At 40.2% G+C, this 26,433-nt stretch carries 22 protein-coding genes; 17 read left to right on the forward strand and 5 right to left on the reverse strand.

Features of this window, described 5'->3' with window-relative positions:
• The first annotated feature begins 414 nt into the window (after positions 1-414).
• The 8 genes from BMX11_RS09245 to BMX11_RS09280 all read left to right on the forward strand — a co-directional run bounded on the left by BMX11_RS09245 (position 415) and on the right by BMX11_RS09280 (position 7,631).
• Positions 415-1,293, forward strand: a complete 879-nt coding sequence (locus BMX11_RS09245) for an AraC family transcriptional regulator (RefSeq protein ID WP_090883738.1) — start codon at positions 415-417, stop codon at positions 1,291-1,293.
• 28 nt (positions 1,294-1,321) lie between these two features.
• Positions 1,322-1,543 (forward strand): hypothetical protein, encoded by a 222-nt coding sequence (locus BMX11_RS09250; RefSeq protein WP_139180152.1) that lies wholly within the window; start codon positions 1,322-1,324, stop codon positions 1,541-1,543.
• 1 nt (position 1,544) lies between these two features.
• A complete protein-coding gene (locus tag BMX11_RS09255; protein ID WP_090883858.1) occupies positions 1,545-3,023 on the forward strand; it encodes a glycoside hydrolase family 28 protein in 1,479 nt (492 codons plus the stop codon).
• Between the two features lie 439 nt (positions 3,024-3,462).
• Positions 3,463-4,050, forward strand: a complete 588-nt coding sequence (locus BMX11_RS09260) for a TetR/AcrR family transcriptional regulator (RefSeq protein ID WP_090883740.1) — start codon at positions 3,463-3,465, stop codon at positions 4,048-4,050.
• A gap of 193 nt (positions 4,051-4,243) precedes the next feature.
• Positions 4,244-4,465, forward strand: coding sequence for a DUF2798 domain-containing protein (locus BMX11_RS09265; RefSeq protein WP_090883741.1), 222 nt, complete (start codon positions 4,244-4,246; stop codon positions 4,463-4,465).
• Between the two features lie 299 nt (positions 4,466-4,764).
• Complete coding sequence (locus BMX11_RS09270; RefSeq protein ID WP_090883742.1) at positions 4,765-5,196, forward strand: Ohr family peroxiredoxin; 432 nt, start codon at positions 4,765-4,767, stop codon at positions 5,194-5,196.
• Between the two features lie 123 nt (positions 5,197-5,319).
• Entirely contained in the window at positions 5,320-6,327 is a 1,008-nt protein-coding gene (locus tag BMX11_RS09275) for a nitrilase-related carbon-nitrogen hydrolase (protein WP_090883743.1), read from the forward strand.
• 11 nt (positions 6,328-6,338) lie between these two features.
• Positions 6,339-7,631 carry an epoxide hydrolase family protein gene (locus tag BMX11_RS09280; protein ID WP_090883744.1) on the forward strand — a complete coding sequence of 431 codons (1,293 nt, stop codon included), beginning with the start codon at positions 6,339-6,341 and terminating at the stop codon, positions 7,629-7,631.
• 114 nt (positions 7,632-7,745) lie between these two features.
• On the opposite strand, the gene BMX11_RS09285 is transcribed toward BMX11_RS09280, so the two are convergent.
• On the reverse strand, positions 7,746-9,611 hold the full coding sequence (locus BMX11_RS09285) for a TonB-dependent receptor plug domain-containing protein (RefSeq protein WP_090883745.1): 1,866 nt from the start codon (positions 9,609-9,611) through the stop codon (positions 7,746-7,748).
• 63 nt (positions 9,612-9,674) lie between these two features.
• Between BMX11_RS09285 and BMX11_RS09290 the strand changes: the two genes are divergently transcribed.
• The 3 genes from BMX11_RS09290 to BMX11_RS09300 all read left to right on the forward strand — a co-directional run bounded on the left by BMX11_RS09290 (position 9,675) and on the right by BMX11_RS09300 (position 12,818).
• On the forward strand, positions 9,675-11,159 hold the full coding sequence (locus tag BMX11_RS09290; RefSeq protein ID WP_090883746.1) for an aminotransferase-like domain-containing protein: 1,485 nt from the start codon (positions 9,675-9,677) through the stop codon (positions 11,157-11,159).
• 228 nt (positions 11,160-11,387) lie between these two features.
• Positions 11,388-12,452 carry a fatty acid desaturase family protein gene (locus BMX11_RS09295; RefSeq protein ID WP_090883747.1) on the forward strand — a complete coding sequence of 355 codons (1,065 nt, stop codon included), beginning with the start codon at positions 11,388-11,390 and terminating at the stop codon, positions 12,450-12,452.
• A 48-nt stretch (positions 12,453-12,500) separates the two neighbouring features.
• Positions 12,501-12,818 carry a hypothetical protein gene (locus BMX11_RS09300; RefSeq protein ID WP_090883748.1) on the forward strand — a complete coding sequence of 106 codons (318 nt, stop codon included), beginning with the start codon at positions 12,501-12,503 and terminating at the stop codon, positions 12,816-12,818.
• Positions 12,819-12,836: 18 nt separating this feature from the next.
• Here BMX11_RS09300 and BMX11_RS09305 read toward each other — a convergent pair whose 3' ends face one another.
• On the reverse strand, positions 12,837-14,363 hold the full coding sequence (locus tag BMX11_RS09305) for a PAS domain S-box protein (protein WP_090883749.1): 1,527 nt from the start codon (positions 14,361-14,363) through the stop codon (positions 12,837-12,839).
• Between the two features lie 339 nt (positions 14,364-14,702).
• Between BMX11_RS09305 and BMX11_RS09310 the strand changes: the two genes are divergently transcribed.
• From BMX11_RS09310 to BMX11_RS09320, 3 genes are all read left to right on the forward strand, one after another.
• The gene (locus BMX11_RS09310; RefSeq protein WP_090883750.1) at positions 14,703-15,128 is read left to right on the forward strand and encodes a hypothetical protein; all 426 of its coding nucleotides are present in this window, start codon (positions 14,703-14,705) and stop codon (positions 15,126-15,128) included.
• A 637-nt stretch (positions 15,129-15,765) separates the two neighbouring features.
• A complete protein-coding gene (locus BMX11_RS09315) occupies positions 15,766-16,425 on the forward strand; it encodes a hypothetical protein (protein ID WP_090883751.1) in 660 nt (219 codons plus the stop codon).
• An 18-nt stretch (positions 16,426-16,443) separates the two neighbouring features.
• Positions 16,444-17,463, forward strand: a complete 1,020-nt coding sequence (locus tag BMX11_RS09320; protein WP_090883752.1) for a PorP/SprF family type IX secretion system membrane protein — start codon at positions 16,444-16,446, stop codon at positions 17,461-17,463.
• On the opposite strand, the gene BMX11_RS09325 is transcribed toward BMX11_RS09320, so the two are convergent.
• Positions 17,464-19,491, reverse strand: a complete 2,028-nt coding sequence (locus BMX11_RS09325; RefSeq protein WP_090883753.1) for a T9SS type B sorting domain-containing protein — start codon at positions 19,489-19,491, stop codon at positions 17,464-17,466.
• 236 nt (positions 19,492-19,727) lie between these two features.
• Between BMX11_RS09325 and BMX11_RS09330 the strand changes: the two genes are divergently transcribed.
• The gene (locus BMX11_RS09330; RefSeq protein ID WP_090883859.1) at positions 19,728-20,468 is read left to right on the forward strand and encodes an MBL fold metallo-hydrolase; all 741 of its coding nucleotides are present in this window, start codon (positions 19,728-19,730) and stop codon (positions 20,466-20,468) included.
• A gap of 12 nt (positions 20,469-20,480) precedes the next feature.
• On the opposite strand, the gene BMX11_RS09335 is transcribed toward BMX11_RS09330, so the two are convergent.
• Positions 20,481-21,557, reverse strand: coding sequence for a tellurite resistance/C4-dicarboxylate transporter family protein (locus BMX11_RS09335; protein ID WP_245738624.1), 1,077 nt, complete (start codon positions 21,555-21,557; stop codon positions 20,481-20,483).
• Positions 21,523-23,190, reverse strand: coding sequence for a molybdopterin-dependent oxidoreductase (locus BMX11_RS09340; protein WP_090883754.1), 1,668 nt, complete (start codon positions 23,188-23,190; stop codon positions 21,523-21,525). The genes BMX11_RS09335 and BMX11_RS09340 overlap by 35 nt, the downstream gene beginning before the upstream one ends.
• Before the next feature lie 505 nt (positions 23,191-23,695).
• On the opposite strand from BMX11_RS09340, the gene BMX11_RS09345 reads away from it, so the two are divergent.
• Positions 23,696-24,268 carry a hypothetical protein gene (locus BMX11_RS09345; protein WP_090883755.1) on the forward strand — a complete coding sequence of 191 codons (573 nt, stop codon included), beginning with the start codon at positions 23,696-23,698 and terminating at the stop codon, positions 24,266-24,268.
• Positions 24,269-25,032: 764 nt separating this feature from the next.
• The gene (locus BMX11_RS09350) at positions 25,033-26,433 is read left to right on the forward strand and encodes an RtcB family protein (RefSeq protein ID WP_090883756.1); all 1,401 of its coding nucleotides are present in this window, start codon (positions 25,033-25,035) and stop codon (positions 26,431-26,433) included.

Genomic DNA, 26,433 nt, shown 5'->3' on the forward strand with positions numbered 1-26,433 from the left:
TAAGTAGAACGAAGAGGTGGTGCTTTGGCCTTGTTGGGCGGAAATACATATCGACAAAAGTGCCACATTGATAAATGAAAGAGAATCAACGATCTAGGCATCCTTGTCTAAGGACAATCAACTATCTTTTTATTTCTCTACTGGTTGGTGTCTCCACCGACCAGATCATTGAGTTAATCTAAATATCAAAATTTAGCATCCAGCTTTAAAACTTATTACTTACACAACCTTTCCCCGGCTCGCCGCCGCGGGAGAGAAGCTATAACTAGAAAAGAGGGATAAGTATATCCATCTTACGTCCTCATTATCGTTTCCCGTTTTATTTACTTCTAATTGCTTTGATGTAAATAATGTGTTTTATTAAATTATCTGTTAATTTTAAGATATTTACATAACTAAAATCTAGATTTTTCGATGAATAAGCAGCTTTTAAAGCATTCTTTCCAGCTTTTAAATGCCGAATATGTGAAGTTGGGTAATAAGTGGAACTTTAAAAATGTTATTAGTCCATATTATAGATTATACCACATCGATGAAGGTGAAGGAGTAATATCCAGTCCTGGCGTTAAACTAAAACTTCGTCCGGGTTATCTTTATCTGATTCCCAGCTTTACTTTATGTAACCTTTTTTGTGAGGCTTACCTAAGCCAGTATTTTATTCAGTTTTTCGAGGAATCTGCAGATGGAATTTCGTTATTTTTAAATTTTAGAAAAATACAGGAGATAGAGGCCACCGTTCAGGATATTGAATGTTTCAAACGCTTTATTTCCATCAATCCGGGTAGGGGTATAAATCGTTCTGACGACCCTTTGGTGTACGAAAAAGATATTTATTATAAGGAATATACCAAACTCAACAACCTCCAAAGTATTGCTGTTCAATATGAAAGCCAGGGAATTATTCTCCAATTGATATCCAGATTCCTAAAACCCGAAATTTTTCATCATGATAAGCAGATAAATATTCCATCAGCAATAATGGATTCAATCGGTTATATACAAATCAATATCGGGACGGTACTTAAAGTGAGCGATTTAGCAGATAAGGCCAATCTCAATACTGATTATTTTTCTAAACTTTTTCAGCGCCATACTGGCCAAAGCCCTGTTGCCTATATCTTGCAAAAACGGATAGAACGGGCTCAGTATCTGATTGTAACTACTAACAAACAGCAGGTAGAAATTGCTCAAATGACGGGGTTTGAGAATGTACAATATTTTTCAAGGGTGTTTAAGCGGATCACCGGACTTACTCCGGGTGCATACAAAGCACAAAATAAGTACCTCACCTGATCAACCTATTTAAACGTAGCAATTGGAAATGCTATATTTACTGCTGATGCCCATTGGTGATATTTCATTTTTGGATGCTATTCCTGCTCTCGGCAGTAATGTTGCCTATAATGCGAAAGATAATGCCGCTACACTTGGTCTTATGAGCAAACCCAACGAGTTACATGAAACAATAGAACGAACTTTGTATTTTTACTTCGGACAGCCTAAAATATTAAGAGAAAGCCGTGATGATAAATTCCCTCAATAAAATGATAAACAAGGTTAAACCGGTAAATCCGCTTACCACAATTAAAAGATATTTACTGTTGCTAGGTTTTAGCAGCACCATATGGAGTGCTTTTGCTCAGGGCGGAAAAGCTGTTAATGGTAATCCATGGGATAAGGTGCCTGCAATTTTAGCTTCGATAGAAGCCCCGGTTTTTCCCAATAAGGACTTTAATATAAAAGATTACGGTGCAGTGGGTGATGGAAAAACCAACTCTTCTGGGGCCATACGTAAAGCCATTGAAGCCTGTAACCGCGCAGGGGGCGGGAGAGTTGTGGTACCTGCAGGACGATACCTTACCGGGCCTGTTTATCTGAAGAGTAATGTGAATTTTTTTGTAGATAAAGGGGCTACGATATTATTTTCTACCAACCCAAAAGACTATTTACCCCTGGTACGTACCCGCTGGGAAGGTGTAGAGCTGATGAACTATTCGCCATTAATTTATGCTTATGAGGAGCATAATATAGCCATTACTGGTGAAGGAACACTTGATGGACAAGCCAGTACTGATCATTGGTGGCCATGGAAGGGGAAAAAAGATAAGGGCTATGTAGCAGGAACACCGAGCCAGTTGGATGCCGGTAATCGGGATGCCTTGTTTGATATGGCTGAAAAGGATGTGCCTTTGGAGAAAAGGGTGTTTGGTGAAGGACATTACCTCAGACCACAGTTTGTTCAGCCTTATAAATGTACCCGTGTACTTATTCAGGGTGTAAAAGTAGTTCGTTCGCCCATGTGGATCATTAATCCTGTTCTTTGCAACAATGTAACTATTAAGGGAATTACCGTGGAAAGTAATGGTCCAAATAATGATGGCTGTGATCCTGAGTCTTGTAAGGATGTATTGATCAAAGATTGTTATTTTAATACTGGTGATGATTGCATTGCCCTTAAATCTGGAAGAAACAGAGATGGAAGAAGGATAAATGTACCATGTGAAAATGTGGTGATCCAGCATTGTACAATGGCAAACGGTCATGGAGGGGTGGTAATAGGCAGTGAAATATCTGGTGGGGTTAAAAATGTTTTCGCAGAAGACTGCCAGATGAATAGTCCGGAATTAGACCGGGCGCTAAGAATTAAAACCAGTACAGCCCGGGGCGGAATAACCGAAAATATTTACCTGCGTAATATTAAAGTGGGTAGGGTAAAACAGGAAGCGATATTAATTACCATGTTCTATGAAGATAAGGGGAATTTTATGCCTTTAATTCGCAACATCAGAGTAGATAATATGCAAGTAGCTTACGGCGGTAAAACAGGTATTGTAGTAGAAGGGTATAAAGCACAGCCGGTACAAAATCTTCAGCTCAGCAACCTGCAAATTAATAATGTGAAACATCCTTATCATATTTCTAATTTAAAAGGCCTAAAGCTGGAAAAGGTAGAAATTAATGGCAAGAATATGCGCTCGGAAGAGGTTAAGATTTTAGATACCGAAGGTAATTTGCATTGGTAGTTTTTGAATTTTGTAGTTTAAGGAATGTGGGTTTTAATGCTCGGAACTTAAACTTGTTTTACTTTGTTGCGCTCAGGGTCTTTTTATAGTTTTACAGTAAAGGTGCTGAAATAAATTTACTGCGTAGCGTTCCACTGCGTTACAGGTCAGCAAGACGGGATATTAATAGGGGTTTCTTAATAAATCTCCTCCCGCGATTCGTCCCCCCTGAATTTATTTCAGGGTCTTTTTTCCAGGTTTACAGTAAAGGTGCTGAAATACTCAGCATCGGAAAGGTCTGCTTAGGATATTAATTGTCCGTTTCAGTCATATATTAATCATGCCGGCTTAAAACAATAGATACCTTTGACTGTACAAAAGAAATAAAATTTTAAAATGACCGTATGGTCATTTATCTTTGTACACATAAATTGGTTTAACATCATTAAACATAAGAGCGATGACAAAGGCAGAAAAAACAAAGCAATTAATCATAGATAAGGCTGCACCGATATTTAATTCTAAAGGTATAGCAGGTACCTCATTGAGTGATATTTTGGAGGCTACAAAACTGGCAAAGGGAAGCCTTTACGTCCATTTTGAGAATAAAGAGGCTATTTCTCATGCTGTAGTTGATCACTTTGTAGCCCATAAAACGAAATTTCTAAGTGCGGCATTTTCAGTGAAAGGTAATGCAAAGAAAAAATTATTCTCCTATCTCGACCTGGTCTTGAATCCTGCGAAGCCACTATTTGAAGGCGGTTGCCCCTTTCTTAACTTAGGAATGGAAGCTGACGATATGGATCAGGTGATTCGTGCAAAAGTTAAAAAAATGCTAGAAACAGAGCAAAGCTTTATTTCGGGAACCATTAAACAGGGCATAGAGAACGGTGAGTTTCAAGCTGATTGGAATGCAAAAGATTTTGCTACAACTACATATGCAATGATAGAAGGGGCAATAATGATTACCAGGGTATCCAGCGGTGGAAAATCGATGAAGACTATAGCTGCTTTCTTAAAAAATGAAATTGTACGTCACGAGATTTAATCCAGATCGGGAAAAAAAAGGAAAGCAACTTTTATGCGTAGGGTATAGCTACGAACTAATAGATTCTACTGAAAGGCGAAAGCCTTAAAATTTTATCTTATAAATGACCGATTGGTCATTTAAGGAACAGTAAACTGAATATTTAACATCTAATACATCCACTGGAAACAGTATTAATTAAAATTATATAGACATGAAATCAAAAATTTTGTTTGCAGTAATCATGGGAATGATTACCACGGGAATTATTTCCTTCAGCCTTTTGGCTATTAATTTGGGCTTAAGCGAACGCTTTGTAGGTATTTGGCTGAAAAGCTGGCTTACTGGCTATCTCATAGTGATACCAGTGATATTACTTTTAGGTCCACAGGTACAGAAGGCAGTAAACTGGGCACTTAATGAAAACCGCAGGTAACTATGTTTTTTATGAGTGCTTTGAACCTCATTTATACCATATATTACTAGGATTTGAATAAAGTAAACGATAAATTTATACTACCAACCGGAGTGCATATAAAATCCTCATAGATAAGAAAACAGATCCTTAGCTACAATAAAATCCAGTACTGCCTGAGTCTATTTCGCCATTCAATTTGTCCACTTAGGCTAATTCATCTTTATCATCCGATCCGTAGTATAATACCTTTGCTTTAGAAAGACACTAAAAAAGCGACTCTTCTAAAAAATCAATTTAATAATTTAAAAATCAGAGAAATGGAAATTTCAAACCTTGTTGCACAGAAAACTGTGTACACAGCAACAACAACTACAACAGGTGGCCGAGAAGGCGCATCAAAAAGTTCAGATGGACGTTTAGATATCAAACTTACCGCTCCGGGTGGTAGGGGTGAAGGAACTAATCCAGAACAATTATTCGCCGCCGGATGGTCTGCATGCTTTTTAGGCGCTTTGGGAAAGGCTGCGGCAGTAAAAGGTCTTAGACTTTCGGCCGCTTCAAGTATCAACACAGATGTAGATTTGGTACTTTCAGAAACGGATGGATATTCACTACAGGTACGATTAAATATCAGCCTTCCTCATATCTCACATGAAGATGCTGTAGCATTGGCAGCGCATGCCCATACGCTATGTCCGTATTCAAAAGCGATTAAGGGTAATATTAAAGTAGAAACAAATATCCTTTAGTATCTAAAATTGACCGCATTAAAATTGACCGATTGTAAAAGAAGTAATTTAATTTTTTTTTGCTTCTTAAATGACCAATCGGTCATTTTAAAATGGGTGTATCTAATACTTAAAAACCTGATCATGGAAAACATTAAAACATCTGCATTACCTAAAACAGTTAAGGTAGCTGCGGTACAGATAGCCCCAGTGCTATATAGCCGTAAGGGAACGGTTGAAAAAGTAATTAACAAGATTAGCGAACTGGCTAAAAAAGGGGTGGAGTTTGCTACTTTCCCCGAAACCATTATTCCTTATTATCCTTATTTCTCGTTTATCCAGGCACCTTATGCTATGGGAAAAGAGCATCAGCGTTTAATGGATGAGGCTATTGTGGTTCCCTCAGCAGAGACTGAGGCGATTGGAGAGGCCGCCAGACAAGCTAATATGGTAGTCTCCATTGGTGTTAATGAACGCGATGGTGGCTCCGTTTATAATACTCAGCTGCTTTTTGATGCAGATGGAGCGCTGATTCAACGCCGTCGTAAACTTACCCCCACTTACCACGAACGTATGGTTTGGGGCCAGGGAGATGCTTCCGGCCTGAGTGCGGTAAATAGTAAAGTAGGAAGAATTGGCCAACTGGCTTGTTGGGAGCATTACAATCCCCTTTTTCGTTATGCGCTGATCGCAGATGGTGAACAGATCCACTCGGCCATGTACCCCGGATCATTCTTAGGTCCCTTGCATGGAGAACAGACAGCCTTAAACGTACGCCAGCATGCGCTCGAGTCTGCCTGTTTCGTAGTATGTGCAACAGGTTGGCTTAGCCCGGAGCAGCAGGAACAAATTGCCAAGGATACCGGTGGTCCGATAGGGCCTATTTCTGGAGGTTGCTTTACAGCCATCATTGGTCCGGATGGACAGCTGATAGGCGAAGCTTTGAAAACAGGAGAGGGAGAGGTTATTGCCGAGATTGATTTTGCTCAAATAGACGCTCGCAAACGCTTAATGGATGCCAATGGTCATTACAGCCGACCGGAGCTCGTTAGTCTGAACATAGACCTTACACCGGCAGCACAGGTTCATAACCCATACAGCGGAAAGCCATATTTAGGGATGAAGGCAGAAAATAACAGTATTTACAATTAAACATAATAAAAATGAAAACGTTAAAAAATATTACCCGGTTAGTAATTGCCGGAGTATTGATGATGCAGGTTGCGCTTGCAACTGCACAAGATCATTCAAAAACAGTATTAAAAAATGATGATGGTATAAGGCCCTTCAAGGTCAGATTTTCAGATGCCGCAATAAAAGGACTTCAACAACGTGTTGCAGCTACAAAGTGGCCTGGAAAAGAGCTGGTTGGTGATGCGTCACAGGGAGCAAAGCTGGTTAAAATGCAGGAACTTGCCAAGTATTGGGGAACTTCTTATGACTGGAGAAAGGCGGAAGCCAGGCTAAATACTTATCCGCAGTTCAAAACCCAGATTGATGGTGTAGATATCCACTTTATTCATGTTAAATCAAAACATCAGAATGCCATGCCCCTTATTTTAAGTCACGGTTGGCCGGGATCGGTATTTGAATTTATCAGTGTTATTGAGCCACTAACCAACCCAACCGCTTTTGGAGGGAAAGCGGAAGATGCTTTTGATGTGATTATACCATCTTTACCTGGATTTGGTTTTTCTGGTAAACCCACTGTTGAAGGTTGGAACAACGAACGTATTGCAAAAGCCTGGATTGTACTGATGGATAGATTAGGGTATAAACGTTATGTTGCACAGGGTGGTGACTGGGGGGCGGCAATTGCACATGAAATGGCACTAAAGTCTCCTAAGGGATTACTGGGCATTCACAGTAATTTACCGGCAACATTGCCTAATGAGGCTGCTATGGCTCTTGGAGGTAATATAGTGCCGGCAGGTTTTTCAGAAAAAGAAAGTGCCGCTTTTTTACAACTGAACAATGCGATTAAAACCGGTGGATTTATCTACAAAACAACGCTGGAAGCAAAACCTCAGGGGCTAAGCTATGGCTTGTCAGACTCACCAGTTGGACTTGCTTCCTGGATATTCTTGCATCCAGGCTTCGACGATTGGTCTTATGGACAGGATTCTAAGCAATTACCTACCAAAGATCAGGTGCTCGACGATATTTCTCTTTACTGGTTAACCAATACAGCCTCTTCATCTGCTCAGATTTACTGGGAGAACCGGAAGAACAGCATTATTAGTGCAGATTTAATGAAATCTGACCAGATCACCATTCCGGTAGCTGTTACAACCTTTCCAAAGGATGTTTACGCCTCTCCAGAAAGTTGGGCACGCAAAGCATATAAAAATCTGAGTTATTTCAATGAAGTGGATAGAGGTGGACATTTTGCAGCCTGGGAAGAACCGCAACTGTTTATTCAAGAAATGCGCGCGGCATTTAAAACGCTCCGCTAATTTAAGATATTTTAATGGCCCTGATGTCCTGATCAAAGCTTTTCGCAAAAGAAAAGAGGCTGTACCATCAACATTCAAGATTGAATGAATACGATACAGCTTCTTTCTATTCTTTTATAGCTGAACAAACTTTACGCCCAAACTAAACCATCGTGAAGGAAGCGGAATGGCTCCAACTTCAAAATAAGTGGTATCAAAAATATTCTGGGCATCGAGGAAGATGGTGAACTTATCAATAGACTGGCTAACCCTAACATCATTTATCCAATAGGACGGACCTAACATTCGCTGGTTATAGCGGGTAGCAAAAAGTGCTGATAGGTTTTTATATCTAAAGTCTACCGTATTGGTAACCTGATGTTTTAATGAAGAAATGAGGTACTTAGAAGCTAAAGTAGTGTTGATGTTTTTAAACTCAGACTCTAAGTAAGAATAGCCAAGCATGAAATTAAATTTTGATTGATCGGTAAGGGCTAAAGCATAAGTGGTACGTACGTAAATCCCCCTGGTAAGGAGGTCGCCCACGTTATTACTTTGCCATGGCTGGCTGGAAAGTAGTCTTGTCCAATCGATAAACTTATTTATTCTTCTATAGAAATAGCTTGAACTGATGCTGAAACTATTTTTGTTAAACTTTAAGCCAATTTCAGATTGAAAGGCATTTTCGGGAGTAACGCTGGTATTTCCGATATTTCCGGGGCGCTGGTCCAGGTATAAATCTGTAAAGGAGGGGAGCCTTTGGCTGGTGCCAATGTTTCCGGTAATTTTAAGGGTATTGGTTAATTCGTAACTGGCATCCAAACCTGGGTAAATCTGCCATTTATAATCCGAATTATAATTCAGGTAAGTACCAAAATTTATATTCAGTTTTTCCAGTAAATAGGTTCTGTACTGCGCATAAAGCCCGAGGTTATTTCTACGGTGTACGCCAATATTGGAAGAGTTGATGTCTTCTGTTCTTGCTTCAGCTCCAAAACCCAGTTCTCCCGTTCCGGTTTTATATGCGGTATTTACCTCTGCAGCAAGCGAATTGGTGTAATGGCGACTTCTTCCCGCATCGAGCCTTGCCGGTCCAAAGTAACGGTAATCATCGTCATTGTATCTGTAGCTGAGCCTCGACATTAAAGTCCAGTGTGCTGATAGCTGGCTTTTAGATTGGATAGAAGCCAGTGTGGTTTGAACGACTTCATCAGAGTTTTTATCTCCTGGGGCAGCATAAAATCCATTTGCACCGAAGCCATTTTTGGTATAACCGAACAATGCTTCTATTTCATTTGAAGGGTTGATCTGGAAGCGGCCCTGATAAAGTAGTTTATTGTTTTCAAAGCCCGTATTATATCTGTATCCGTTACTGGCATCGTGCGAGGCGAATAAGGAATGCTGATGTTTTTCCTTGCTGAGTACAGCTCCAAACTGGATTCCCCTGCCGTTGAAAGTTTTACCGGAATCTTCTGCATCTTTTTCAAAGTTAGAACCAGCATAAGAACTGATCATAAAGCCTGATCGGGTAGGTTTTTTAGTGATGATATTAATGGCCCCCGTTAAGCTGTTAATACCGTAAATTCTGGCTGCCGGTCCGCGGATAATTTCAATTCTTTCGATGGCCTCTACCGGAATGGGCAAATTGAGCATGTTGTGTGCGGTTTGCGAATCAATAATCTTGGTACCGTTTAAAAGCACCACTGTTTGTTCAAAGCTTCCACCATCTATGCTGATATCTGCCTGACTTCCAAATGGGCCTCTTTGCCTGATATCTACACCATTGGCATACTGCAATACTTCCTGGATAGTTCGTGCAGGTAGTTTTGCAATCGTTTCTTTATCAATTATATATACATTTCTGTTTTGTTTAGAGATAGGCGTATTGAACCGATTTTCGTTAATTACAACATCATCAATCTTGATTACGGTATCTCTTTGGGTTTGCCCATACAGCTGGTTACAGGTTAGGGCAAGTATAAAAAGGTAAATTTTCTTCATGCTTTCAAATTTTGGCAAAAGTAGTATCTTGCCGTACCATTCAAGTAGGCCAGTTTTTAGAAAATGGATAGTCCGGTTTCAATTCCCTTTAAAAGTTTTATTCAGCTTAAGCCAGAAGAGCCTACAGCCTTGTACCTGCAAATTGTTTTTGAATTTATTAAGGCTATCCAAACGGGATGGCTGCCTGAAGGTACAAAACTGCCGGGAACACGAATTTTGTGTAAGCTTTTGCTGGTAAACAGGAACACGCTCATTAAGGCATTTGATGATTTAGAATCGCAGGGTTTTATTGAAATCAAGGCCAATAAGGGAACATTTATACTTTCCGGACAGAAGCAAAAAAACAGACCAAAATCAACCGCTAAGGAAAGAAAGGATGATACAGGATTTACGTTTAAAAGGTCATCCATTTTGGAAAGCCCTTTAGAGGTTAGTTCACTTCCTTATCAATTTAATGATGGCCTTCCTGATTTAAGGCTGATTCATACTGATGTATTGGCCAGGTTATATGTTGCTAAACTCAAACGCCAGAAAAACACCAATGCCTGGTCTAAACTTCAAACACAATCGCGACTGGATTTTAAAGTCCAGTTTTCTAATTTCTTAAATTTAACGAGGGGTATCCGCATTGCCGAATCTAATTTGCTCACCACGGGGAGTCATGAGATTAGTTTGTATTTGGTTACTAAGCTTTTAATTTCGCCTGGCGATCGGGTTGTAGTGGCCGCTCCGAGTTATTACTTATCTAACATGACATTATCGGATAGTGGGGCCGAGATTATTTCGATTCCTGTTGATGAAAATGGTATAGATACGGAGAAACTGCAGATGGTTTGCGAGAAAAATCCCATCAGGATGTTGTACCTCACCTCTAATTTTCATTACCCCACTACCATTGCCTTAAGTGCCAAGAGGAGGATTGCGCTGCTGGAGCTGGCAGATCGATATGGTTTTGTCATTTTAGAGGACGACTATGAGTTTGATTTTCATTACGATAATAATCCCGTTTTACCGCTGGCAGCCTTCGATACCCATGAAAGGGTGGTGTACATCGGATCGTTCGCCAGATCGCTGCCTAGCGGTTTTGGCTATGGCTTTGTTGCTGCTCCTGCTGCGTTTATCAGCGAGCTGGAAAAACACCAGCGAATTTTGGAGCCCGGTATCGATGTGGTTAAGGAACAGGTGCTTACAGAATGGATTAAGGAGGGAGAGGTACACCGGCTTTCGAAAAAAAATAAGAAGATATACAGGGAGCGTAGAGATTATTTTATTGGGTTATTGAATGAAAAACTGAAAGGAAGGATTAAGTTTCTGGTGCCTGCCCGTGGTTTAGCCGTTTGGGTTGAATGGATGGATCACTTTAGCCTGATCAAATTAAAGGACGCCTGTGCCGCTAAGGGATTATTCTTGCCTCAAACCATTCTGTATCAAAGTAAAAACCTTCGAGCTACGCGTTTGGGCTTTGGTCATTTAGAAAGGGATGAGATGGAAAAAGCGGTGGAGATATTGCGTTTGGGATTGGGTGAATTATTGGGTAGCCCGAATTAAAAAAAATGAAGTGATGTAAAATGTGGGCATGGAAGATGGTCTTGTTCTATTCATTGCTTGTAAGAAAGTTTTAACACTGAAATTGTTACCAGGAATAAACTCAAAAAAAGAGTAATAAAAATTGATTACTATCGTTTTAATTATAGCTTTACGCGAAGCGCATTCTATTTGTTTGGCACACAACTGGAAATCTCCTGTTGAATACGCTCAGGTGCTAAACACAATCACATGTCAAAGATATCTTTTCAATCTACCTCAACACCCTTCTTTCATGCTTTGAAGGCCAAGGTTAATACTTATTTTTTAGAAACTGGAAAAAGTAAAAATGGAGGAACAAAGCTGTTTATCAAAGGGATAGGCCTGGTTGTTTCTGCTATGCTCATCTATTCTACGCTGGTTTTTCTTGATCCGCATTGGATAATTAGTGTGGTACTATGTGCAGCATTTGGTGCTAATCTTGCTGCCATTGGTTTCAATGTGATGCATGAGGGCGGACATGGCAGCTTTTCTAAATTTAAATGGATCAATGAAGTTTCGGCCTATTCGTTAAATATTATGGGTGGAACCATACATTTCTGGAAACAGAAACACAATATAGACCATCATACTTATACCAATATAGATGGCATGGATCATGATATCGATATTAAGTTTATGCGGATGCATGCCGAGCAGGATAGAAAGTGGCATCATCGTTTCCAGCAATATTACTGGATTTTGTTGTATGGTGTTTCTTATCTGGCATGGGTACTCTATCAGGATTTTGAGAAATACTTTTCGAGAAAAATGGGCAAATCTGGCAAAAAGCTCAACCTGAGTGTTAAAGAACATTTGATCTTTTGGGCAACTAAGTTGGGATATTTAACGATTTACTTATTGATACCCATTTTGATGCTAGGGTTTGGAAAAGCATTATTAGGTTTTCTAATTGCTGCGGTAGTTTGCGGTTTTACGTTAAGCGTTGTTTTTCAACTGGCACACGTGGTGGAGGGAACAAGTTTCCCGGAAAATATCAATGGAAAAATTCAGAATGAATGGGCAGTACATCAAATCTCATCCACAGCTAATTTTGCTACCCGGAGTAAGCTGGCTTACTTTTATCTGGGTGGACTAAATTTCCAGGTCGAACATCATCTTTTTCCCGGAATCAGTCACATTCATTATCCCAAGATAAATGAGTTTGTTAAGGAAACTTGCAAGGAGTTTGGGGTTTCTTATCTCGAACACCGGACAATGCTGCGGGCATTTATTTCACATCTCTCACACTTGAAAAAATTAGGTGTTTCAGCATAAGCCGGACACCATTCTCATACTTGATTACTGATCCATTAAAATTTTATTATGCAAAATGAAAACATAGCCTTACAGGCAAAAGTATTTTTATTCCATTTGAACAATTCAAATGATGAAAACGGGATCCGTAGAGATGAAGAGTGGAAGCTCCGCCAGGTTACTGAAACCGCTAAAGAAGAAATTGAACGAAATTATTATCCAACCGTATTTACCAAAGTGGATCGCAAAATTATGGAGGAATTTTCGAATAATGTTTTGATGAACCTGAAATTACAGCCAAAGATTAAGGTAACAGATCTATTTATCGATACCCAAATCGGGGCTGAATATTTGATCGCTTTTTCTCCAAGCAGACTTAGAAGATAGGCCGGCAAAAGCAGCTTGTCAATGCGAAATGGGGAGTTGGAATGAAAAGGTAGCACCTGAGCCCGGACAGCTTTCTACGCTGATGGTTGAACCATGCAAATCCAGAATCATGGAAACCAGATACAGGCCAATGCCAAAGCCGCTGATGAAACGGGTTTGTTCGTTACTCACCCTGTAGAACTTTTGAAATAATCGTTTTTGATCAGCCGTGGAGATTCCAATGCCCTCATCCTTAACAGATATCATTATATTATTACCACTATTCTGGCAGCCCACTGTAATATTCCCCTTTTCAGGAGAATATTTTTGCGCGTTGCCGAGCAGGTTGGTCATGACCAGTGAAAGTTTTTCCTGATCTCCGTTAACAAAACATTCGGCTATCCCCCCATAGCTAATGAGGTGTCTGGCAGATACAATGCTCGCATCTTCAATGCAATTTTTTATCAGTGAAACGATATCAAACCTGTTCAATTCGAGCTGCATTTTTCCCTCTTCAAATCTGGATATATTCAGGAAATCTGAAATCATTTTCTCCATTTTTTTAGTTTGAATATCTGCCCTGGATAGGGCATTAGTAATAAAATCGAGTTCCTGCTTACGCGACTGATGGAGTGCTATTTGTACATACGACCTGAGGGAAGTTAATGGCGTTTTGAGTTCATGACTGACAAATCCAATGAATTCATCTTTCTTCTTCTCCATTAGTTTGTTCTCAGTAATATCTCTGGCAATTTTAGAGAGACCAACAATGTCGCCATTCCGATCTTTAATAGGGGAAATGGTTAGCGATACATAGATTAAGGTGCCATCTTTCTTCATGCGCACCGTTTCGAAATGATCGACGCGGTTACCTTGTTTAAGTTGCGAAAGTATCCGGGGCTCTTCGCTTAAGCGGTCGGGAGGGATGATTTTAAGAATTGATTCTCCAATCATTTCTGCTGCTGTATAACCGAATATACGCTCGGCAGAATCGTTCCAGCTGGTAACAATACTATTGAGGTCTTTACTAACAATAGCATCATCAGAGGAATCGATGATGGCACTCAGCCCCTCGCTAACTACCTCGGCCTTTCTGTTAGCGGTTAAGTCTCTGGCAATTTTGGAAAGACCTATTATTATTCCATCTTCGCTTAGAATAGGGGATATGGTAAGCGATACATCCACCAAACTACCATCCTTACGCCTTCTTCTGGTTTCAAAATGATCAACCCGAATGCCCTTTTTCAGCTGGTTTAGGATATGAGTTTCTTCATCTATCCGATCGCCGGGGATGAGTTTCATGATCGACTGACCTATGATCTCTGCGGGCGTATACCCAAATATTCTTTGCGCAGATGTATTCCAACTGGTTATTATGCCATTAAGATCTTTACTGATGATGGCATCGTCAGAACTTTCTACAATAGAATTCAACACTGCACATCTCTCTTCTGCAATGCGAAGTGTATTGATTGTTTCTTTAAGCAAGGCATTATCAAGCTCCAGTGCCGATTCTCGTTTCTGGAACTCAGCAATTAACCTGGAAATCTCTTTGGAATCTTTCATACACACCCGATAGTGCTACAAGATAAAGATATTATCCCGATAATGGTGTGCTATTCGAATGTTACTGACTTTAAACCCGGCTTCCGGTTTTGATGGTGTTTTTACCGATAAAATCGTTTAGTTAATTCTTGTAGTTTTTTCAATCTTTTGCAAGCTGGTTTTGTTCGTAAATTCTAGCGCAAGCGTCCCGCTTGTGCTTTTGAAATAAACATTAGACTAGGTTTTAATTTAAGTTATTTTTTGAATATGTTTAGGTCACAAGCGGGACGCTTGCGCCAGAGGGGGCCAGAGGTGGTAAGGAGAAAAATATTGATTTTGAATTTAATAAAGTAAAATAGAATGAGAAGTGTAATATATGAGTTGGATAATTATTATAAAATAGTTACTTATTCACAATTAAAATCGGGAGTTTGGTCAGCAACTAATTTTGTTGAAACCATTTACAAAAATGAATCAAATATTGATTTTAATGCTAAATTATTCTTGTGTTTAAAAGCTTCCATTAAAAATTTAAAAGAGAAAGATGCGTTGTCGGATGTCGATTATTACAGTGTGTTGGGGGTAAAAAAAGGAACTAAAATAGAAAAAGTAGCTAAGAGTTTTACAATTATTGTACAGGGTAACAGTCTTTATTTTATTCCAAGTATAAGAAATAGTAAAAAAACTCATTATCTTCCCCAATTTGATAATCGAATGGAATATAATATATCAGATGATTTAGATATTAAATCTATTTTTATTGACATTCTAAAAAAATGTGAATAATTTTTCCTTGTGCAGGTCTCAATTTATAGATTTGAACCCAATCTGGCGCAAGTTTGTCTGTTCGTAAATTCTAGCGCAAGCGTCCCGCTTGTGCTATTGAAATAAACATTAGCCTGGCTTTTTATATGAGTTGTTTTTGGATATAATAAGGTCACAAGCGGAACGCTTGCGCCAGAGGGGATTAACTCTACGGACAGGAGGGGCAAATCGACTGAAAGAGAAGGGTTTTAAGAGAATTCACAATCTGTCCGTCGAGTTCCGCAGGAGTTCTACGGATTGGCTAATAGAGGAGAGTCTTTGACTCGGTTTTAATTAATGTTGAGTTATAAACTCAACGGTATGTTGTAATCCGTAGAGACGCTGCGCTTAACTCTACGGACAGGGCGGAGAGTCTTTGACTCGGTTTAATTAATATTGAGTTATGAAACGCCACGCTATGTTGTGTAATCCGTAGAGGCGCTGCGCTTAACTCTACGGACAGGAGGTGATTTTTGAATATATTGAGGTCACAAGCGGGACCGCCTGCGCCAGAGAGGGGTAAAACCTTCAAAATAACAGGCGTATTGCTGCGCTTTAATGGGCTTAGTATGAAAACAAATTTTTAACTTAGCATTCAAATAGAACAACTATTAAATTAATGAAACGCTTCTCTCTTCTGCTGGTGTGCTCTTTTGCCTGCCTGTTTGCGCAAGCCCAGCTCTTTACCACGCCTTTTTTTAAGGGTGCCTACTATGATTTACAAGGAATTAAACACACAGGACTGCTTTATTTTACGCCAATATCTGCCACATTAAGATTTAAAGAAAAAGAAGAAGATAAGGTTCAGAAAATCGATATAGCACTTTTACAGTCTATAGTGGTCAACGGATCTAAAGATAGCCTCGTGGTGCTCAGCTATGAAGGCAAAGTGGAGAGGAAATATTTAGGAAAACTGATTGCCACAAGCCCTGTCCGAAAATTCTTTTGCAAATACGAGCCTGTAGGAGGTGGCAGCCCAATGATGAGTATTGGTGCTACGGCCAACCCCGGGGCCAGGGGAAGCAGCCCCTCTTTTAGTAACACCTACACCTGGTCTAGCCGAAATTATTATGGTCTGAAAACAGTTTACATGTACGAAGAGGGCAATTCAACCTATGAACTTAAACGAGGAAATTACGTAGAGATACTGAGTCGCGATTTAAGCGACAAGCCCGAACTCGTTAAACTGATTGCAGATAAGAAACTCCGGTATGGCGATTTGGGGAGTATCTTTGAACGCTACATGGGTGTAGCAGAGCCGCAAACAGGTAAAAAATAAATTAATAATCTCGCTACCATGAATCATAAGGTTCTTTGCTGTATTCTTATGGCTCTGCTGTTTACATTAAGTATTAAAGCGCAGCAGAAACCTCAATATACCCAGTATGTAATGAATAATTATGTGCTTAACCCAGCATTAAGCGGGATAGAGAATTATATTGATTTACGGATAGGACACAGGCAGCAATGGCAGGGATTGCAAAATGCACCCAAAACCTCATTTGTTAGCGCCAATTGGGCATTAGGGAAGGATTATTTATGGAATAATGCGCTTTCTTTTGAACCAGATGGAAACGACCCGAGAGGAAGGAGTTATGCACAATATTATACCGCCTCGCCCGCACACCATGGTATGGGTGTTTATGCTTTAAGTGATCGGGCAGGGGCTTTATCAACAGCGGTATTTAACCTAAGCTATGCATATCATTTGGCTGTAGGACAGCGTTTGAACCTATCTTTAGGGATATCGGCCGGGGTATCAAGGACAGCTATAGATGAAAATAGTTTGTTATTGGAAAATCCGAACGATCCGGCATTAAGTAACGCCGGCAGGAAGTTAATTCGCCCCGATCTGGCAACAGGTGTTTGGTTGTATGGACGGCGTTTTTTTACCGGTATTGCTGTACAACAATTAGTTCCCAACGATATTGGCTTTCACGATGAAAGCACCCTGCAACCGGCGGCAAAACAGATTCCTCACCTATTTTTAACCGGAGGTTACAAGTTCGATTTAACAGAAGATATTTCAGCTACCCCATCAATTATGATGAAATGGATTGCACCAGCTCCAACATCGGTAGATCTTAATGTTAAACTGGCCTTTCGCGACCGGATTTGGCTTGGAGCTGGATACCGAAAAGACGATGCAGCAAGTTTAATGGCAGGCTTTAACATCAATCATTTAGTTAACCTCACTTATTCACATGATTTTACCACTTCTGAACTCAACCGGGTAAGCAATGGTAGCCATGAATTGGTGCTGGGCATTCTACTCAATAATGTATACAAAGTGGTTTGCCCGCAAAGAATGTGGTAATTACCGGATAAGGGTAATAGAGCCACTGTATTTCAATTCCTTTCCCGAAAAATCTACCCCGGTTATGCGGTAGAAATAGGCACCTACAGGCAGGGTTTTCCCATTCCATGATCCATCCCAAGAATTAAAAAGATCGTTACTAATGAAAACCTGATCGCCATATCGGTTAAATATCTTAATTTGATATTGGGCAATATTACTGAGGTTTATGTTAAGTTTATCGTTAATGCCATCACCGTTTGGCGAAAAGGAGTTTGGAATTTGTACCATATTTCCATCTAATATTACAATATCATTAAGGCTGGCCGTATCCAGGCAACCAATGGCTGAAAAAGCCTTTAATACAACATTATATTTACCCGGCTTTAAATACTGGTGATCAGGGTTAGCCTCAGTAGAAACCCCTCCGTCACCAAACTCCCATTCATATCGATCGGCATATTGAGATTGATTGTTGAAATGGATGGTTAAGGGTGCAGCAAACTTACCGGGTAGTGGTATGTTAGTGTTAAAAGAAGCAATAGGAACATTAACAACAGCAGCAACAGTTGCTGTTGCTGCATCGCTTTCACAATCTCCAACTTTGATCCTTAAGGTATAATCTCCGGCCTGTGCGACTGATTGCATGGCCAGGCTAAGATTGGGTCCATTAGCCGTAAAGTTATTCGGGCCTACCCAGCTATAGGTGGCACCCGGCACTTCAGTAATGTTAAGTGTTAATAAATCTCCTATGCAAAGTGTCGATCTGTTTTGTTGGATAACAGGCGTAGTAGGCTTTAAATTAACATCAAAAGTTAAACTTTTAATTACATTACAGCCACGGTCACTTATAGCTTCTAAGGTTACCGTTTTTTTACCTGAGCTGGCATAGGTTATTTCATGCGGACCAGGAGTGTTGGCACTGGCTAAACTCGCACCCTCACCAAAATTCCATATCAGTTGATTGTAATTGCTTGCGCTTGCTGTAAAGTTTAACCGCTGATTGGTTTCGCAGGCATTAATTTGCTGCTGTTGTATTTCTGCCGTTGGCCCCAGAAATTCTCCCGTTCCATTAAAAGATAGTGTGAATCCATTATTTCCGCTAGAAAAGTTATCTATCAATAATGCATAGGTATGGCCGGCAATCATGTCGATTGATTTGACAAAGCCGTCTTGTCCCGCTACACAGCCAGATTGTTCACTGAGGTCTACAGCGGTACTATTGGCTCCGGTAATGAAATATCGGGGGTAACAATTAACGCCACTTCCCGCTGCACAGCGGATTATATATTGGGCTGATGGTAGTTGTTTGTTGCTTGCCGCACCTAGATCATATAATACCCAATCAATATCGTCAGTTGTAGTAGTGGGGGTAATGGTAAAACCAAGATTACCATTGTTTGCGGCGATCCAGGTATACCAGGCGGTATTGGATTCGACATTAAGACAACTTCCAATGGATTCGCGATTGTTAAGCCCTGCACCACTTACCTTTTGTTCGGTGAAGGTAGATTTACTGCAAAGGAGTGCTGCAGAATTGAAATCCTGCCCTGGCCTGTTAGGTGGATTGTAATTATTAGCGCAGAGTTTAAAGGTGCCTACCTGATTATTTTCGGCACTAATTCTTACGTAATACAGTTGGCCAATTGTTATTCCACCTTTATAAGCAGTGGTTATGTTTCCGTTTACAACCATAGAACCTACCTGTTCGGTAAGTGTGTTGTTTTGGTAAGTATAGATGGCAGCCAAGGGATTATTTAAGGTATTGATATTATCAATTGTTCTTCCCGTTATTGTAATAGAGATATCTGTTGCAATAGCGGTAAAGGTATACCAGATATCGTTACCCTCAGTATTCCATAAATTGGCTTTACTATAACCGCTTGATGTTGCTCCAATATTACTGAAAATCGCATCGTTTGAGCAATAACCATTAATACCAGGAAGTGGTATAGCATTTTTTACATCGTCATTTGCAGGTGCTTGACCATATATATTGGCTGCTGATACTAAGAGTGCAAAGAGTAGAGTGAGAATGGAGCGTATCATAATTTTGTAATGCTAAACTAGTAAAAATAATTATCATTTCAACTTCGGAGGAATCTGTTACGCAACGGCTTGCATAGCTCCTTCGCAAGCAATGTAAAATCGCACCAGCAATGCTTTAGATGACAAAAATGGTACTTTAATCGTTATTCCTTGCTTCTTAATCTAATCGCTTTTCCCTCCCAATAAAATAATTGTACTTTTAGCACCAGGATCAGCGCGTTTAAATGAAAGATATAATGACAGCTACTGCCCTTAAAGAAGGTTTTTTTACAGTAGATATGGCTAAGAAATTTACCCCATTAACAAGTGAAGCAGAAATTGCTGCTGCGATAGCTCAAAAGGCTACTACAGTATGTGTTCAACCTTTTTTAATTAAACGAGGCGAAACTTATGTTTTGGTAGATGCGGGACTGGGGTTGATCAGGTCAGGGGAAGCACAGATCATTCAGCTATTGGCAGAAAACGGCCTAAGCCCCGATCAGGTCAGTATAATATTGCTTTCGCATCTCCATAAAGATCACACCAACGGACTGGGTTATTTTGAAGGAGAAGTATTTGTTATGAATTTTCCTGATGCACAAATCTATCTCCAAGATAAGGAATTGAACTTTGCACTTTCACAAGATGGAAATCCTTCTTATAATATGCCTGCTTTGAAAGCACTCGCTCAGCATGCTAATGTTGTGCGTTTACAGGATGCTGAGGGTTGGATAAATGATTTTATCAGGTTTGAGGTAGTAGGAGGCCATACTCCTAACCATCAGGTTTTTTGGTTTGAACAGGACGATGCCGTTATTTTCTATGGTGGCGATAACCTGCCCATGTATGGTTACCTTAAATATCCGGTAGCTTATAAAAATGATTATGATGGCAAAAAAGCCTTGTCACTGAGAAAGGAATGGGAAACGAGAGCAGAAGAGGAGCACTGGGAAGTACTTTTCTATCACGATAAAAGAACCGCGATAAAACAATTTTAAAGGGTAGAATTATTATATATTTTTAATCCGCCCGTAGAAATTGCGAAGAAAACCAATAAAAACGGCACACCAGGCCACTATAGCGATATAAATAAAGTAATCAGCAATTGTTCTTAAAAAAGGAAGTTTAAGCGCCTCTGCTAATCTAAAGGTGCTAACGGTATACATGCCTAACGGAAAAACCAGCGACCAGTAGCTCGGGTCGTAGCCTTGAGCAGTTACAGGTGTTTTTATTTTCTTAATGATGTGTTTCCATACCCCCAGGAGTAATAACAATGGGATCCACCAGGTACCAGCAGCCCAAAAAAGAAGTGTTAATCCCTTCAAAAAAGGAAGTAGCTCTGCAATTAAAAAGAATTTGGACGAAGAACGGATCAACATAGATCCCGCGAGTGAGGTAATGGCTGTTGCCCCCATGTTAATCCAATATGGAGCCCCTAATTCATCAGCATGTAAAACGAAAAACGACATGCGATAGATGATTAACGACATGATGTACAAATAGAAAACAGCCCCCAGAAAAAAGAAACATAATGCAATAAACAGGGGTATGCTATTATCATTTGCCAATAGGGAGGTCAAAACTGATAGTGCCTGAATGGCGACTACAAATAACAACCAGCTGCCATTAATGCCGTCTTTGAGGCTTTTTTTATTATTGGTAACGGTAACGTTGAAATACAAACCATACCCCATAATCAGCCATAAGATACCTGCTGTCAGGACTAGGATTTTAGCTAGTAAAAGGTGTTGAAAAATTAGAATGAATTGGTTGCCAAGAATGCAGCACGCGGGAACCAGCGTTAAAAATCCCGCTCCACGTTCATAGCTGTGGAAATCTGCCAGAACATTAGCTTTGTAAAGCGTTATTCGATATAGCAAGGCGATTAGAAGAGCAGAGAAGAAAACGATGTTGATGATAAGAAAAAACTTAGCCATGATGGGCCAGTTTATTAATGTGCAGGCTACACCGATAATCCCCGTGGCCATTACAACAGAAAAATAAGCGGGCACCATTACCTTAATGCGATCGTTTAAAATCATATCTGAATTATTAGGTGCTGGCCAGGAGGCCGAAATATTCATCATCTTCATTTTTACCACCATAACCTTTGCCAACAGTGGTATGAGAAGTTACAAATTCGATGCTTGCGATCCATTTAACCATTTTATAACCCAATTGGTTCTCTACCCTCAAGCGCAGGGGAGCCCCGTAGAGATCTGTCAACGGTTCGTAATTCATCTCCCATGCCAGTAAAGCACCTGGCTTCATGCAATTATCTAAAGTGTGGGTGTCATAATAATTTCCACCATATAAGCCTTCTCCGAAAGAATAAAAAACAACAGTTTGAACTGATGGATGTGGTTTTACAATTTCAATAAGTTTACTAAGTGGCAAACCTCCCCATTCGGCAATACCCGACCAGCCCTGGATGCAATGATGCATGGTTATATTTTGATCCTGGCCCAATGCTTTAAGTTCATCTAAAGAAAATTCGCCTGGGTTTTCAACTAATCCGCCCACCTTGAGCTTGAAATTTTTAAAACCATTCGAGGCAAGGGCTTTCCATTCGTCAGATTCAGGTATTTTTCCGTTAGGCCAGAAAAACGGTGTAATATCTTCTTTCTTGTAATAGAGCTGAGGTTTAAGTTTGTTGATAGAGAGCTTCCACAGTGTGCCATTAATTAATTCTTCTGCCCGTTGCAGCAAACGTGGCCTTCTCCAGGAAATCCAATGGGCAAGTAACCCAAACAAGATCATAAAAACGATGAAGGCAATGCCGAGGTACAAACCCGATGGGTTGTGTTCACTATCAGTACCATGGATAATGTGGTTCATGTTTCTTACCAAGCCTGTAGCGGCTACCATGGCTACATGAACAACCAAGAACGCCAAATAGGCAACCATGACTAAAAAATGCACCGACCGTGCACCCTGTCTGTTGCCGAATATTTTAGGGAACCAGTGAAATCGGTTCTCAATGGCTGGCGACATGGCCATTCCGCTTAGCATGGCAATTGGTGCCAGTAAGAAAACTACAGCGAAATAGGAGAGTTGCTGCAAAGCATTATATTGATAATAGCCATTGGGCTCAATCGGCATATTTAATGTTGCATAATGTACAAATACAGCCCAGGCATCAGGGAAAACCCGCCAGGAAGAGGGGACTAGTTTAACCCATTGATCTGTAGTGAATAGTAAAATGATGAATATAATTCCATTGAGTAGAAAGAAGGGGATATTGATAAAATGCCAACACCTTGCCAGGCCTACGGTATGTCGGTAGCCGGGTAAGCCCAATACTGGACTGATATAACGGGCATCTTCTTTCGCTGTCCATACTTTACCCACAGGAATGTTGAGTGGAGTAAAACGTGCCCATTCTGAACCAGGTGTACAGCCATTGTTCCAATATAATCTTGGATGATCTGCAAGTATAGATAAGCCACTGCGAATAATGGTAACTAAAAAAAAGAAATTAACCCAATGGCTCAGTCTTAGCCACCAGGGGAAGCCAATACCCCGCGTTGGAACAGAAGCTTGATTTAGCATTGGATCGGTGGGAAGCCCCCATATTAAATATTGAAGCCAGGCTATTCCCACTGTAGCCAGAATCAGGATCAAAATAATGTACCATATTTGCTTTTTTAATCCGATAAATAATCTGCGGTCGGATGGATAGTGAACAGTTCGCTCTGCTGTGGAAAAACTAGGGATCATAGGCGGTGATTATCATCAAAATTGTTGTTCATAACTTAACAAACTATGCAAACCTCAAGGAATGGTATGCTGTGAATTTAATGAAAAATATTAAGGTTTTTGTAGTCCATCTTCCATTATGCCATTTTACATTTTTAACCACCTAAGACGCCTAAGGCACCAGAGTCTTTGTTGCTGTTTTCCATCTTCCACCATGCCCTTTTACATTTTTAACCACCTAAGATGCCTAAGGCACCAGGGTCTTTGTTGCTGTTTTCCATCTTCCATTATGCCATTTTACATTTTTAACCACCTAAGACAATTCTAGCTCAAGCGTCACGCTTGTGCTTTTAAGATAAACATTAGCCAGGGTTCTGGGTATTTGCTATTTAGTATATTGTAGACACAAGCGGCACGCTTGCGCCAGAGGAGGGCCTAAGGAGACTTTCGTATTGTTAATTGTATATCTCTGTGAATCAGATTGTAAACTAAAATCTTAAACCATTGGATTAAATTTGTTAGTACAATGAAAAAGATACGCGTTTCAATAATACTCCTCACAGCCTGGCTTGCATTAGCATCATTTTACTCAAATGCGCAATCAGCCATGATCGATGGTGATAAACTAATTGAGCAACTTATTGAAACGCGTTATCATTTTAACAAGCAGCTCATTAAGGGTAATCCGGTGCCTGTTCCGCAAACGGTATCTATTTTACGAAGGGGAGCGTGTACAATATCTTTTAACGGATGGGAGTACAGCATTCAAAATAACCGAATTGTAAATGTTAAGGGTGTTCTGCTTACGGCAAGTGCCTTGATGGCCATTAACGAAAGAATAGGGTTGTTGGATCGCGTACAATATTCATGTTCAGAACAATCGAACCTTGCATATACATCTCCCTCTAGAGATTTGGAATACGTGAAGATGCTTGATCGACATTACTTTTCTGCCTTGAACAGTTTAAAATCTTTTATGGCCACCATTGCCTCCAAGGCACGAAAACCACAGGCTTCAATATTAATTGAAATGTCTTTAGCTAAAATGGAACTCCCAAAGGAGTGGTTAGAAGAGGATGAAAACGCTTCAGGTAATTAAAATCAATGCAAATTACTCACCCGTCAGATGACGGAGATAAAAGTGGATTTTTCCCGAACCATTCTCACCAACAAAAAAGGTTACTTTGCTTTTTAGCCGGAGCGCTAATCCGTTACGAATACTAGGGATTTGTTGAAGATCAGTCCCGTAACGCAATGAGGGAAGCTATGGGAGACAAAATTGGCACCCTGTTTTTGGTTAGAGTTTTATAATACTGAAGCCTTTAGATCATAAATAGCTTTGTAAGAAAACGATCAACCATTAGAAAATCGTTTATTTTTTCTATCTTTGCCACAATTCCTTATTCGTTAACCATTTAATTTATAGGAATCATGACAGCGCAATTCTACATATCGCCCCTTTCGCTCATTGCCTAAACAGGCAGGCAAATACTGTGTTTTCTCGTATAGTTTAATGTGTTAATGTGAAGTGAGCCATTTAAGCGCTTCAACAATTTGTACTATTAACCGTTTATTTCGACCTTGATATTGCTTTTAATTCAGTTAAGCACTTCAGCAATTAAACAGTTAAACAATTTGCACGGTTAAATCCAGTTTATCTTGTCTGTCTTATCCCTTTGAGCATCAATGTAAGGGTATATCCTTTTTCGTGGATGAATCGAGATCATATCAAATTAAAATTATTGGCAGCCGGGCAGACTGGTAGAAAAGCTATGCCTTTCTATTGAAAAGTTATGCTATTGCCAAATAGAAATTCTGGGTTGATGGCCAAAGGGCCAACCCAGATTAGAAGAATTAAGCCGTATGGGCAATTTAAGAACAAAAGATTTAAGTAAAATTGGTTATCACAACGATCAGCTGAGAAGCTTGGTTATTGGTTTAGCCGCTAAAAATTTTAAACACCATAGTAAGCAAGAATTGCTAGACCTTTTGGTGAATATAAAGCATGATCCGAAAGCATTTTTGGATAATGAACTCACACAAAAAATTGCCGGGAAAATAATCGGTAAAACCAAGACCGTTTCATTTCAAACCTATGAATTGAGAGAGGAGCCGGTATTGTGTAAAACTTATGGCGGAAAGCATATTGAGGCATCTGCTAAAAGGCAAATGGAGTTAGCCAACTTACTTCCGGTGAGTGTGCAAGGTGCTTTAATGCCCGATGCGCACATGGGATATGGCTTGCCTATTGGGGGAGTGCTGGCAACGGATAATGCGGTAATTCCTTATGCTGTAGGAATGGATATTGGCTGTAGAATGGCTTTGTCGATTGTGGATGAGAATGATGGTTTTTTAAAAAGATATGCCTACCAGATTAAGCAGGCCCTAAAAAGTTTTACCCATTTTGGTATGGAGGGTGGTTTAGAGATCAGGCAAGAGCATGAGGTTTTAGAAAGCAGCTTATTTAATGAACTCTCTTTTCTAAAACCTTTAAGAGGCAAAGCAGTAAGGCAATTGGGCTCTTCAGGAGGGGGAAATCACTTTGTGGAATTTGGAGAGATAGAAATGCTCCCTGAAAATTCACTGGGTTTACCAGCCAGGAAATATGTGGCTTTACTCAGCCATTCTGGTAGTCGTGGTTTAGGTTCGGCCATTGCTAAACATTATACGCAAATAGCCATGAACAGCTGCAAACTTCCGCGACATGCACAACAATTAGCCTGGCTGGATATGAACAGTGAGGCCGGACAAGAGTATTGGATGAGCATGACCTTGGCCGGAGATTACGCAAAAGCTTGTCATGAAAGGATACACCTCAATTTATTAAAAGCACTCGGCTTGAAAGCGATGATGGTAGTGGATAATCACCATAATTTTGCCTGGAAAGATCGGCTTGCAAATAGTAAGGAAGTGATTTTGCACCGCAAAGGAGCAACACCCGCCCATCGCGATGAATTGGGTATTATTCCGGGCAGCATGACTACACCCGCTTACCTGGTATCAGGGAAGGGAGCTGAACAGTCTCTTTACTCTGCTTCGCACGGTGCTGGCAGGGCAATGAGCCGGCAGAAGGCCAAAGATAACATGACTGTTTCTGCAATGAAGAAAATGCTGGGCACGGCAGGTGTTACGCTGATTGGAGGTACGGTAGAAGAAAATCCGTTGGCTTACAAAGACATAGAAACCGTAATTAGGGCGCAGCATGACCTCGTTAATATTCAGGGTAAGTTTTTTCCACGAATAGTTAGAATGAATAAAGAATAG

Origin of the sequence: Pedobacter rhizosphaerae, assembly GCF_900111155.1 — a bacterium.
Classification (GTDB): Bacteria; Bacteroidota; Bacteroidia; order Sphingobacteriales; family Sphingobacteriaceae; genus Pedobacter; species Pedobacter rhizosphaerae.